Origin of the sequence: Terrimonas alba, from assembly GCF_042434975.1 — a bacterium.
GTDB lineage: Bacteria > Bacteroidota > Bacteroidia > Chitinophagales > Chitinophagaceae > Terrimonas_B > Terrimonas_B alba.
The window spans coordinates 538,655-551,356 of the sequence record NZ_JBHMQM010000001.1; the positions used below are offsets into that span (position 1 = coordinate 538,655).

The 12,702-nt window shown below is 40.4% G+C and carries 12 protein-coding genes; 8 read left to right on the forward strand and 4 right to left on the reverse strand.

What is annotated here, in order from left to right; translation table 11 throughout:
- Nucleotides 1–61 precede the first annotated feature (61 nt).
- Nucleotides 62–2,038 (forward strand): glycoside hydrolase family 97 protein, encoded by a 1,977-nt coding sequence (locus tag ACFEL9_RS02260; RefSeq protein ID WP_385885760.1) that lies wholly within the window; start codon nt 62–64, stop codon nt 2,036–2,038.
- Nucleotides 2,039–2,043: 5 nt separating this feature from the next.
- On the opposite strand, the gene ACFEL9_RS02265 is transcribed toward ACFEL9_RS02260, so the two are convergent.
- Both ACFEL9_RS02265 and ACFEL9_RS02270 read right to left on the reverse strand, forming a co-directional pair.
- Nucleotides 2,044–2,538 (reverse strand): hypothetical protein, encoded by a 495-nt coding sequence (locus tag ACFEL9_RS02265; RefSeq protein WP_385885761.1) that lies wholly within the window; start codon nt 2,536–2,538, stop codon nt 2,044–2,046.
- 155 nt (nt 2,539–2,693) lie between these two features.
- On the reverse strand, nt 2,694–4,142 hold the full coding sequence (locus tag ACFEL9_RS02270) for a DUF6600 domain-containing protein (protein ID WP_385885763.1): 1,449 nt from the start codon (nt 4,140–4,142) through the stop codon (nt 2,694–2,696).
- A 187-nt stretch (nt 4,143–4,329) separates the two neighbouring features.
- Between ACFEL9_RS02270 and ACFEL9_RS02275 the strand changes: the two genes are divergently transcribed.
- Nucleotides 4,330–5,181, forward strand: a complete 852-nt coding sequence (locus ACFEL9_RS02275; RefSeq protein ID WP_385885765.1) for a dienelactone hydrolase family protein — start codon at nt 4,330–4,332, stop codon at nt 5,179–5,181.
- A 26-nt stretch (nt 5,182–5,207) separates the two neighbouring features.
- Entirely contained in the window at nt 5,208–5,894 is a 687-nt protein-coding gene (locus ACFEL9_RS02280; protein WP_385885767.1) for a J domain-containing protein, read from the forward strand.
- A gap of 4 nt (nt 5,895–5,898) precedes the next feature.
- Here the strand turns inward: ACFEL9_RS02280 and ACFEL9_RS02285 are convergent, their stop codons facing one another.
- Complete coding sequence (locus ACFEL9_RS02285) at nt 5,899–6,459, reverse strand: hypothetical protein (protein ID WP_385885769.1); 561 nt, start codon at nt 6,457–6,459, stop codon at nt 5,899–5,901.
- Nucleotides 6,460–6,579: 120 nt separating this feature from the next.
- Here ACFEL9_RS02285 and ACFEL9_RS02290 point away from each other — a divergent pair, with 120 nt between their 5' ends.
- From ACFEL9_RS02290 to ACFEL9_RS02310, 5 genes are all read left to right on the forward strand, one after another.
- Entirely contained in the window at nt 6,580–8,475 is a 1,896-nt protein-coding gene (locus ACFEL9_RS02290; protein WP_385885770.1) for an ABC-F family ATP-binding cassette domain-containing protein, read from the forward strand.
- Nucleotides 8,476–8,830: 355 nt separating this feature from the next.
- Nucleotides 8,831–9,343: an RNA polymerase sigma factor gene (locus ACFEL9_RS02295; protein ID WP_385885772.1), complete on the forward strand. Its 513-nt coding sequence runs from the start codon at nt 8,831–8,833 to the stop codon at nt 9,341–9,343.
- A 29-nt stretch (nt 9,344–9,372) separates the two neighbouring features.
- Nucleotides 9,373–9,615 (forward strand): hypothetical protein, encoded by a 243-nt coding sequence (locus ACFEL9_RS02300; RefSeq protein ID WP_276500576.1) that lies wholly within the window; start codon nt 9,373–9,375, stop codon nt 9,613–9,615.
- 126 nt (nt 9,616–9,741) lie between these two features.
- Nucleotides 9,742–10,356, forward strand: a complete 615-nt coding sequence (locus tag ACFEL9_RS02305) for a DUF4254 domain-containing protein (protein WP_385885774.1) — start codon at nt 9,742–9,744, stop codon at nt 10,354–10,356.
- A complete protein-coding gene (locus ACFEL9_RS02310) occupies nt 10,346–11,371 on the forward strand; it encodes a glycosyltransferase family 9 protein (RefSeq protein ID WP_385885776.1) in 1,026 nt (341 codons plus the stop codon). The genes ACFEL9_RS02305 and ACFEL9_RS02310 overlap by 11 nt, the downstream gene beginning before the upstream one ends.
- Nucleotides 11,372–11,462: 91 nt before the next feature.
- Here ACFEL9_RS02310 and ACFEL9_RS02315 read toward each other — a convergent pair whose 3' ends face one another.
- Nucleotides 11,463–12,698 carry an MFS transporter gene (locus ACFEL9_RS02315; RefSeq protein WP_385885778.1) on the reverse strand — a complete coding sequence of 412 codons (1,236 nt, stop codon included), beginning with the start codon at nt 12,696–12,698 and terminating at the stop codon, nt 11,463–11,465.
- Between the last annotated feature and the right edge of the window lie 4 nt (nt 12,699–12,702).

Sequence of the window (12,702 nt, forward strand, 5' to 3'; positions counted from 1 at the left end):
TAATGAGCCGAATTTCCAAAAGCTAAACATTCGCTATTTTCATTCATTAAATATTCATTTGATGAATAAGAATTGCGTTGCCATATCTTTTTTGCTACTATTCAATGTTTGCTATGGTGCCGACAAAAAGGAGATCAATTCGCCTGGTGGCAAAATAAAATTGACCGTAGAAGCAAAGGAGAAACTATTCTATTCGATACGATACAATAACGAACTTATATTGTTGCCTTCCGAAATAAATCTGCAACTGCAGGATGGTACTGATCTGTCGGGCAACCCAAGTTTTAAAAAAACCAGTACCCGTCACAACAATTCAATTATCATTTCACCTGTTCCGGAAAAAAGAAAAATCATTCCGGATGTTTTTAATGAGCTGACCATTCGGTTCAAGCAACCTTTTAGTGTTGTATTCAGGGTGTATGATGATGGTGTAGCTTACCGTTTTCTGTCACATAGTAAAGACAGTATTATTATCAGGGAGGAAATTGCAAGCTTTAATTTTCCGGCAAGCCATCCGATGTATTATCCCGAAGTTGTTAAACGAGAGCATACAGATATCTATCACACCAGTTTCGAGGAACCTTATCAATTTAAACCGCTTGACAGTTTATCTAAAAACAATTTGTGTTTTACCCCGGTGCTTATTGCCCCATCCAATGGCCCAAAGATCATCATCACCGAATCTGACCTGGAAGATTACCCCGGTATGTTTATAAATGGTAACAACAACAATTCACTAAGTGGACACTTTGCACCCTATCCCTTAGAAGAAAAAACCGCCGAAGGCGAATTTCCCCAGGCCATCGTAACAAAACGGGCCGATTATATTGCCAGGTCAAAAGGCACAAGAAATTTTCCATGGAGAGTGTTGCTTATTGCGGAGAATGACAAAGACTTACCGGCTAATGATTTGGTTTACCGGTTGGCGTCTCCCTCCCGGGTGAAAGATGTGTCGTGGATAAATCCCGGCAAAGGCACGGATGAATGGATCATTGGTATTAATCTTTTTAATGTACCGTTTAAATCCGGTGTTAATACGGCTACTTATAAATACTATATCGATTTCGCCAGCCGATTTGGTTTTGATCGCATCATGATGGATGCAGGCTGGAGTGACTATCAAGACCTGTTCAAAATAAATCCAGCAATCAACATGGATGAGATTGCGGCCTATGCAAAAGAGAAGAATATAAAGCTCAGCATGTGGACACTGGCCATGACATTATCGAAACAACTGGAACCTGCGTTGGAACAATTTAGTAAATGGGGAGTGGATTTTATCATGACCGATTTTATGGATCGTGATGATCAGCCAATGGTTAATTTTTATTATAAAATATCGGAAGCTTGCGCCAGGCACAAGATCATGATCATGTATCATGGCGCCTTTAAGCCAGCTGGCTTTAACCGGACCTTCCCGAATGCAATAACCCGTGAAGCTGTGCTTGGATCGGAATATAATATCTGGAGTGAAAAAGCTACTCCTGAACACGACTTGTTATTACCCTTTATCCGAATGGTATCAGGCCCCATGGATTATGAGCCTGGCATTTTGGATAATGCAACGGCCAAAACATTTCGGCCGATTGCTGATAAAGTAATGTCAATGGGCACACGTTGCCACCAGGCCGCCATGTTTATTATCTATGAAAGTCCCGTTCATATCTTTTCAGGCAATCCTTCGCAGGGATTACTGGAACCCTCATTTATGGAGTTGCTCGGCAGCATTCCAACCACATGGGATACAACTATTGTACTGGATGCAAAAGTTGGAGACTATATTGTTACAGCCCGGAAAAAAGGAAGCGATTGGTTCGTGGGCGCCATGACTGACTGGACCGCAAGAGAATTGACTATTGATCTTTCCTTTTTAGAAGAAGGCAGTTATGAAGCCAGCATTTGTGAGGACGGTGTAAATGCCGACCGCTATCCTTCTGATTATAAATTATCAACCATGCAGGTTTCTGGAATAAATACGATTAAAGTAAAAATGGCTCCCGGAGGCGGATATATTATGCGACTAAGAAAGAAAAACTAAGATCATTATTCAACTTTTACTTTCAATATAAAATCTGTGCTAAATGGATCACCGGCCATCTTATTGGGCCCAATATAAAGTTTGTAAGTACCTTTTTGTTTGAGTGAATATTTCAACGTGTTTCCAAATGGACCATCGCTTTTTCCGTTTGGAAGGTAAATATGACTAAAACGTATCGTCGCTTTCACATTATCCGGAACAACAGAAGCAGTCAACTTACCTCCTTTCGTAACGGGTAAATAACAAATGACCGGATTCCCTTTCTTATCCAGATGTCCCTTTACTGTTGTTGAAACACTATCAGGCGCAAACGACAAATGAATAACACTGTCAATCTGTATATTTTGAGGGATACTATCTATTCTTGTTGTCATGCTATCTTTTTGTTCAATAGGCACTATGCTGTCTGCATCCGGAAGCGTTGACTCCTCTTTTGTATTGGAGGCATTGTTGCAGGATAAAAGGATTAAACTAAAGACAAGGGCAAAACAAGCGTTCATAAAATGATTTACTAAATGCCACAGCAAATTAACGGCCGCTTTTTTGTCAGGCAGGTATATCCAGGATTTTCAAAACCTACAATTTGATTGACCTTTAAGTAAGATAACAAAAAAGACCCCGAAGGGTCTTCTCAGAATCTCATTAAAGTCTTTATTTATCCATCACGGCGGTCAGATCTTCCGCGGCCGTTACCATTTCCCCTGTTATCACCACCCCGACTTTCAAACTGTCGTTGTTGCTGTTGTTGTGGTTGACGTTCTATTTGCCGTTGTGAAGGCTCGCTCCTTACTTCACGACGGGGTTGTTCAAAACGATTGCCCCTGTCAATTTCACGTCTTTCAAACTGTCGCTGCTGTTGCTGTGGCTGCTGACGTTCTACTTGTCTTTGCACGGGTTCATTTCTTATTTCACGTCTTTCAAATTGTCTTTGTTGTTGCTGACGTTCTATTTGTCGTTGTGCAGGCTCATTTGGTATTTCCCGTCTTTCAAATCGACGGTTATTACGCGGCATCTCATCAACTCTTCTTTCAAGACGACGATTGTTTCTTTCATTGCCAATTTCTGGACGATCAGCACTCCTGTTGATTACATCTGGCCTTTGTCTTTCAAACCGCCTGTTTTCGGCGGGTGATTGCACATCATCATTTATCCTTCTGTTATTCTGATTTCTTTCGACCTGCTGGCGGTTTCTTATCCGGTCAAAATCATTTCCACGACGATCAGCAATATCATTTCTCCTGTTGCTGTTTGCATTTACTTCTCTTCGGTCAGGCAGGTTATTACCATTTCTTCTTATTCTATTATCATTGTTCCGGGCATTTCTTTCGTAACGATCAAAATTTCTTGGCGCAAAACTGCGGTTATTGTCACGTTGTATCTGCGGACGATACAAACTCACCTGGTTATTTCTAAATTCTCTTCTACCTGGCCTGTCTGAATCCCTGAAGCTAACAGGGCGTATTCTTCCTGCATATCTTTCAGCATCACCTCTTCTTGGTCCGTTTACAAAAACATTATTTCTGTTTCCGTAATTGTTAATGATGGTTGTATTGTTAATGATAGTGGTATTGCGGCTCCTGTCGACATAATAATTATTGATATGACGTGAGCCAATGTATTGACGCGGCGCAAAACACCAGTAGTTAGATGGTGGATTATAATTTCCAAAGCCAATACTGATATTAATACCCGGGCTTATAGGCGCCCAACCGTAATAATCGCCGCCTGTTCTCCATGATACCCAGGCAGGTGACCAGTCATAACCCGGCATCCACATCCAGCCATAAAACGGATCATAGAACCAGCGTCCATAGTGGAAAGGAGCCCAACCCCATGAATAATCAGATACCCACATCCAATCATATTCATCTGTCCAAACCCAGTGACCACCTGTGCTATAGGGCTGAAAATCGGGACCCATATCAGGCGCCCAAACATAGCCATAGTCGGGATATTCGATCCAGCGACCGTAAGGACTTAATTCATCATAAAAAGTCTGATATGAAATGCTAATACCTACTCGCTGAGCTGATACGGAATTTTTTAGTGAGCCCAAAGCCAGGATGGATATTACCATGCCGGCCATAAATAAAAGGCGTTTCATGTAAAGATGTTTAATTGTTTTCAATAGCAAGAAAATATTGAAGTATAGAAAGATCTGATACCACAAATATGAGCTATTAACATGCCATGAAGTTGCACGCCTTCTTTCCGATAGCCATTGTTGTGAAAACTTTTGGTAAATTTTTTTAACAACTCAATTCGTAACTTCAGACACCTAAAACTTTTTTATGGACCAGCGCATTATTAACCTCTACGACGAGTATACTCATAACCCACTTTCAAGAACTGAGTTTCTCCGCAGGCTTGCCTTATTAACCGGCAGCACTGCTGCTGCCATGGCCATATTGCCAATGATTGAAGTAAATGCTAAAGGTGCTGCCATTACTCCTGCACAGGATCTTTTCACTGAACGCATCAGTTATCAGGGTGTGAATGGCGAAATGCTGGCTTATGTGGCCCGGCCTAAAGAAGAAAAAAAATATCCGGCTGTTGTCGTCATTCACGAAAACCGGGGTTTAAATGGACACATAGAAGATGTAGCGAGACGTGCCGCCAATGCAGGTTATTTAACGATTGCACCGAATGCATTGTCACCATTGGGAGGTACGCCGGCGAATGAAGACGAGGCAAGGACAAAATTCCAGCAATTAAAAGCCGAAGACAGTTTGCAAAATTTTAAAAAAGTTTTTGATTATTTAAAAACCCGGAAAGATGCCAATGGCAATTTTGGCTGCGTTGGTTTTTGCTGGGGCGGCGCTATGGCCAACAGCCTGGCAGTAAACGTGTCTTCATTGAAAGCAGCGGTTGCATTTTATGGCCGTCCGCCTGAACTTGCTGAAGTTCCTAAGATAAAAGCAGCTGTTCAACTACATTATGCCGGTCTCGACGAGCGGATAAATGCAGGTATGGCAGGCTATGAAGAAGCGTTGAAAAAAGCCGGTATTAAATATGAACAATATTTGTATGATGGCGTCAATCATGCATTTCACAACGATACGGCGCCAACCCGCTACAATGAACAAGCCGCTAAACTTGCCTGGCAGAGAACGATAGACTTTTTTAACAAATACCTCAAATAATTTTCCAATTACGGGAAATCCGGATTATGCGACATTTTTTTCTCTCCTATCTTCGCATCGTTTTGCAAGTGAAGGATTATTATAACATACTCGAACTGGAGCCATCAGCAACAGGCGAAGAAATAAAAAAGGCTTACCGGAGGCTCGCCCATACCTATCACCCTGATAAAAAACAGGATGATCTTTATGCCACTGCAAAATTTGGAGAAATAAAGGAAGCGTATGAAGTATTGAGCAACCCTTTAAAAAAAGACTACTACCTGCAACAACGCTGGTACGCCCAAAGCATAGGTAAAAAAATAAAACAGGAGCTAATTACTCCTGTTTCTATTTTGAAACAAATGTTGGAACTGGATCGATATGTCTCAAAGTTAGACGCTCACCGAATGTATCATCGGGGCTTATACGATCACATTATTACAATCTTGTCAGATGAAAACATTGCTACGATAAATTCTTTCAACGAACCAGCTATTAACAAAGAAATTATTTTAAGCATTTTTAAAAGTAGCCGCCCACTTCCCTATCAATATATCCAAATGCTATCAGAACGATTAACGAAACTTACTACCAACGATACACAAATAACAGCGAAGATTGAACAGTTTAAACGTCAGCATAAACAGACTGATGCCTGGGAAAAAAGAAAAGTATGGTTCATGTTGTTTATTGTCCTTTGCCTGTGCCTGATCATCTTTTTGTCATCAAGATAATTTCTTAGGATCTGCCACCCGCAAGTTTGTCTTCAATACTATGCATAAAACTGGAAACGGGTCCTTCCATTTTATTGGTCCGGTCATCAATCGCATTATCATCTAATAAATATCCTGCCTGCAATGCAGCGGGGAGATAAACCAAAATATTATGCCGATGATTACTCATAAATGTCTTCACTTTTTCAGCCGGGTGTTTATCCCCTCCCGCATCTTTTATCAGTTGCGAAACCTCTCTCGAAATTTGTTCCATATCTGCAACGGCTTCATCCACAGAAACTCCCGCATAGTGGGCAACTTTCTCTACAGCTTTTTGCTTTTGATCACCAAATATTTCATCCAGCCACTTCACTTCCCTTCCTGTATTAAGTAAAGCATTCGCTCCCTCATCTGAGCTGGTATATTTATAAAACCCTGCCAATACCACGGGTATTGCAGACTGTGCTAATTTCTCTTCTGTTGTTCTAAGCGATTTATCCTTAGTCTCCTGAATATTGGGATCTATTTTTTCCAAGGCTGGATACCCCAGCTTTTTCTGAATGGCTTCGATTATATTAGTTGTCATGATATTGATTTTCTATACTTAATAGAAAAACTATGCCACAAATCATTCTTTTTAATTCTTTCATAATCAACAAATCGTAGTTTAAGCCAGCTTATACAGGCAGCACATTATCTTTGCCGCATGCATTATGTTTCTGTAGAAAATCTGAACAAGAGTTATGGCATCCAACCTCTTTTTGAAAACATCTCTTTTCATATAGAAGAAGGTGACAAGATCTCCTTAGTGGCCAGGAATGGTTCAGGAAAATCTACCCTTCTAAAAATTTTGTCCGGCAAAGAAATAGCTGATAGTGGCACCGTTTGGATCAATAAAGATGTGGATGTAGCACTCTTTGAACAGGAGCCGGTATTTGATGAATCTAAATCAATACTCGACAATATTTTTTTTCACAACCATCCTGTCATCAATGCTATCCGGCAATTTGAATCGCTGGACGAAAACAGTGACCCTGAACTATTAAATGCTGCCATTCAGAAGATGGATGACCTGGGCGCCTGGGATTTTGATACAAAAGTGAAACAGGTATTAGGTAAACTAAATATTCATCACCTGAGCCAGCCGGTTAATTTATTAAGTGGTGGCCAGCGTAAGAGAGTGGCACTGGCAAAAACATTGATCGATATCGGATTTGAACATAAACATGTGTTGCTGATAATGGATGAGCCTACCAACCACCTGGATGTAGAAATGGTAGAGTGGCTGGAAAATTACCTGAACAAAGAAAATGTAACACTGTTGATGGTAACCCACGACCGGTATTTCCTGGATGCCGTCTGTGATGAGATATGGGAAATGGATGGCAGTAACTTATATGTTTATAAGGGTGATTATGAAAATTACCTGGAAAAGAAAACTGCCCGCATTGAGAGTGAAATTGCCAGCATCGATAAAGCAAGAAATACTTATCGGAAAGAACTGGAATGGATGCGTAAGCAACCCAAAGCAAGAACAACCAAAAGCAAAAGCAGGCAGGATAATTTTTATGAAGTAGAGAAAAAAGCAAAAAAGAGAATAGAAGACCAGCAGGTGGAATTGCAGATGAAAATGAACCGCCTTGGAGGTAAGATTATTGAATTAAAAAAAGTATATAAAAGCTTTGGCGGGAAAATTATTTTAAAAGGTTTTGATTATACATTCAAAAAAGGCGATCGCATTGGTATTGTAGGGAAAAATGGGGTCGGTAAATCAACCTTTATCAACATCCTGCAAGGAATTGAAAAACCGGATAGTGGAAAAGTGAACACCGGTGACACTGTCATCTTTGGCAACTTTGCGCAGCAGGGATTAATAGTAAAAGAAGACTTACGGGTCATCGAATTTGTAAAAAACATAGCGGAACACTTTCCCCTGGCCAGCGGCGGCTCGTTGAGTGCAGCCCAGTTTCTTCAACTTTTTTTGTTTGACCCGGACAAGCAATACACTTATATCAGCAAACTAAGCGGTGGTGAAAAAAGAAGATTACACCTGCTTTCAATTCTTTTCAGCAATCCAAATTTTCTTGTATTGGATGAACCGACCAATGACCTGGATCTGCCAACACTCGGAGTATTAGAAAATTTCTTAAGTGAATTTCCTGGTTGCCTGATCATCGTGAGCCACGACCGTTATTTTATGGACCGGCTGGTTGATCACCTGTTTGTATTTGAAGGCAACGGCGTAATAACTGATTACCCCGGCAATTATTCGCAATACCGTGATTGGCTGAAAGACAAAGAAGAGTTGCCTGTTGCCAGTTCCCTGCTACCTGTAAAAAATGAGACAGAACTGGAAACCGGTAACATGAAACCGGTAACTGGTAACAAAAGAAAACTTTCCTTTAAAGAAAAACGTGAGTTCGAAGTATTGGAAAAAGAGATTGCTGACCTGGCCGATGAAAAAAAATCAATCACAGAAAAGTTGAATAATGGCAGCACTTCTTTTGAAGAACTGCAAAGGCTTTCCGTACGAATAGGTGAGGTTACACAACTATTGGATGAAAAAGAAATGCGGTGGCTCGAGTTAAGTGAATATATCTGATGACCGTTCCACTTTTTTTATAATTGTTTGGTTAACTAATTATTTACCATTAGCTGCAGGTTATTCACATCCGCACTTTTGTGCAATTAGCTTATTTACAGGCATTTTAAAAGAAGTTCGTAAACTTACCATGTTAATAAATTAGCTTATCAAATACTTGCACTAATAGATTACGTTGTTTAGTTTAGCACTCAATTCATTTCAATTTTTTCATCCCGGTTACGGGATCTATCCTGCGAGAGCCACCACATTTTAATTTCCATTCCTGCGAGAAACGCTTCGTTTTATTTTTCAATCTCCTCCGAAAAAAGTATTTCCAATGTCCTGCATTGTCTAACTTTTAAATGTACCCTTTATGAGCAGGATTCCTTCCGCCGATCAACACCTGATCGACCGCCTCATTCTCAACGACACAGCTGCCTTTGAAGAATTGTATCGTCATTACTGGTTTGGACTTTACATGTATTGCCTCAAAAAATTACAATCACCGGAAGACGCAAGGATCATCGTTCGCACATTATTTGTTGCTATCTGGGAACAGCGTCATTCATTACCAGAATCTTTTTCTATCTCCACTTACTTATACAAAGAAGTGAGAAAATCAGTTGTAAAATGTCTTTCAGAAAAATTGACGAATACCAGTGATTCGCCGGCGTATGATAAACGTTTTTCAAAAGAGTTCAGTATAGAAGCTTTACAAGAAGCCCGGAAACCGGCAAGAAGAGAATTCGCTTTTATCAACAAACCTTCAGAATTATTACGCCAGCAAACGGGACAAATCGGAACGGCGAATTTCCATGCCGCAGCAACATTTAAATGGATGTTACACTCACTAACCAATAAATTTTCACTCAACAACCTTTTATAACCTTTTATCTTATCCAAAAAAAATTTACCATGAAATCGGAAATTCTACAACGTAAACTTCAAAGATATCTTAACGGCCAATCTTTGCCAGCCGAAGCAAGGCAAATACAAACCTGGCTGTCCTGCACCTCTGAGGAAAGAGAATTGACAGCAGAGGAAAAATCACTGCTGGAAATGGAAATACTACAGGAAATACAAGCCTATACGGCCTACCCTTTGTTTTTTCCCAAAAAAGAAAAGCCCTGGTGGCAAAAGATTACGGCATTATTCTAAAGCTTTTTAGTAAGCACAGTATAAAAGTTCAAAAGGTTTACGAAGTTCATCCAACCGGTGTAACTTTGAAACTTCTTGAACCTGCCCGCCGGTAGGCGGGCTTTTTAAATTTTTGACACCCTGGTTATGATCAGTTCATTATGCAATTCAATTTTTGAAGAAAGTATTATCCGCTACCATGAAAAAGATGATGTCGACACACCTGTCAGCAACCCGTATCCAAAAGACAAGATTGAACATCTTCTTTACTTAAAGAACTGGATTGACACAGTTCAATGGCATTTGGAAGATATTATACGTAATCCGGCTATCGACCCGGTGGAAGCTTTAAAAATTAAACGCAGAATTGACACATCGAACCAGGAAAGAACGGATGTGGTAGAATATATCGACAGTTATTTCCTCGGACAATATAAAAACGTCACTCCTTTAAAGGATGCATCCATCAACACGGAGAGTCCAGCCTGGGCTATCGACAGGCTGTCAATACTTGCATTAAAAATATACCACATGAAAGCAGAGGCAGAACGAAAGGAGGCCTCTGTTGAACACATTGCCAGTTGCCAGCTTAAACTTTCCATCCTACTCGAACAGCGCAAGGACCTCTCACAGGCCATTGACGAACTGCTGAAGGATATTGCCGAAGGCAAAAAATACATGAAAGTGTATAAGCAAATGAAAATGTACAATGATCCTTCTTTAAACCCGGTTCTATACCAGCAGCAAGCCAATGAAGCTTAAGCACATACTTGTTATTCGCTTGTCTGCGATGGGTGATGTTGCGATGACCGTCCCTGTTTTACAACAGTTGTTACAGCAAAATCCCGATCTGCAAATCACCGTATTGACTCAAAATTTGTTTGCTCCTCTTTTTGAACCGCTGGAAAGAACCAACATTTATGTAGCAGAAACAAAAGGGCGACACAAAGGATTAGGTGGGCTTTTCACGTTGTTTAAAGAACTAAAAAAACGATATCATTTTGATGCGGTAGCCGATCTCCACAATGTATTGCGTTCAAAACTGATCAGTTTTTTCTTCCGGGCATCCGGAATTAAAACGGCTACCATTGACAAGGGACGCCAGGAAAAAAAACTGCTCACCCGAAAGAAAAACAAAAAACTGGTTCAGCTAAAAACATCTTTTCAACGTTATGCCGATGTTTTCACTCAATTAGGCTTGTCTCTCACCTTAAATCCACAACAGGTTTTTCCAAAACAAAATCTCCCCCCCGCTGCTGTTCAGCTATTGTCAGCAACAAAAAAAAATATCTGCATTGCTCCTTTTGCAAAACATAAGGAAAAAATGTATCCGCTGGAAAAAATGAAAACAGTATTAAAAAATTTATCCTCTCAAAATAATCTGCAGCTTTTTTTCCTGGGTGGTGGTAAGGCAGAAACAGAAATACTCGCTGATTTAGAAAAAGAATTCCCCGGTAGCATTAATCTTGCCGGTAAATTTTCTTTTAAGGAAGAGCTAGCCATCATCAGCAACATGGATGCCTTGGTAAGCATGGATTCTGCTAATATGCATTTAGCGTCGTTATTTGGTGTGCCGGTAGTATCTGTATGGGGAGCCACTCATCCTTTTGCCGGTTTTTATGGATGGAATCAACCAGCAGATAATGCAATACAAATTGACCTGTATTGCCGGCCCTGTTCCGTATTTGGAAACAAACCTTGTTACAGGGGAGATCATGCATGCATGCAGCAATTGGCAGAAGAAAAAATTATTGAAAAAATCAGAGCCACGATTTGATGGATGATAAGGATTATTAGAAAATAATATCCTTCATAGGAGCTTAATCATCGAATAATTTTCGGCTTTTTAAAGCCTGGCATTTTAAAATTTACCTTTCTACAAAATTCAAATCTTTATTGAAGGTCTCTTTGGTTAATAAAGCTGCGACAATTGTTATTGCCATCAGAATTATTGCAGAATAAATGCCTCCATTTACATAGCCGACTCCCTCCATTTCACGCAACCATTTGAATAAAGGAAGGATCAAAATAGCCAACATGCCTCTTACCATGTTCGGAATAGTAGTGGCGGCAGTAGCCCGGAGGTTGGTGCCAAACTGTTCGGCCCCCATGGTAACAAAGATGGCCCAAAAGCCCGTACCAAAGCCAAGTCCGGCTGATATCCAATACATTTTTTCCGCAGAGCCATTCCATTGTATGGTAAAAAACAGCACCATAAATAAAGCAGTGATTCCATAAAAGAGGAACAATGCTTTCTTTCTGCTTTTGAACCACTGGCTTACAAAGCCAATTAGAATATCACCTACTGAGATAGCTGCATACGCATACATGATCGCCTTGCCCGGATCAATGGACTCTTTTATGCCAAAGCGTTTACCAAATTCACTGGAAAATGTTACCAATACACCGATCACAAACCATGTTGGTAGTCCTATTAAAATGCTGCAGAGATACTTTTTAAACCTTTCGGCATTATTAAAAAGCATGAAGAAGTTTCCTCGTTGCACATCCATTTTTTTTACGTCATGGAACATACCCGATTCAAAAACCGAGATGCGAAGAATCAGTAAGAGCATTCCCAAACCACCTCCGATAAAGTAACAAGTGCGCCAATGAAAATTTTCTTTCATTATAAAGGCCACTACGGCGCCGGTAAGACCAATGCCTGCAACAAGAGAAGTAGCAATACCTCTTTTTTCTTTGGCTGTCAGCTCAGAGACCAACGTAATACCAGCGCCCAATTCACCAGCAAGCCCGAGGCCTGCGATAAAACGAATCCACTTGTATTGATCAACTGTTTCAACAAATCCATTAGCGATATTAGCTAATGAGTATAATATGATAGAACCAAATAATACACTTAGCCTTCCCTTCCTGTCACCAATCACACCGGCGATGATGCCACCCAGCAAAAGTCCCCACATCTGCCATTGCAGTATTGCTTCACCGTCAGTTAGTATTTGTTGTTCGGAAAGGCCTAATGATCTAAGACTGGGAATTCGAATAATTCCAAACAATAACAGGTCATAGATATCTACAAAATAACCCAGGGCGGCAACAATCACAGCGATGTTGAAAATGGATTTGGATTTGGCTGGCTGCATAATT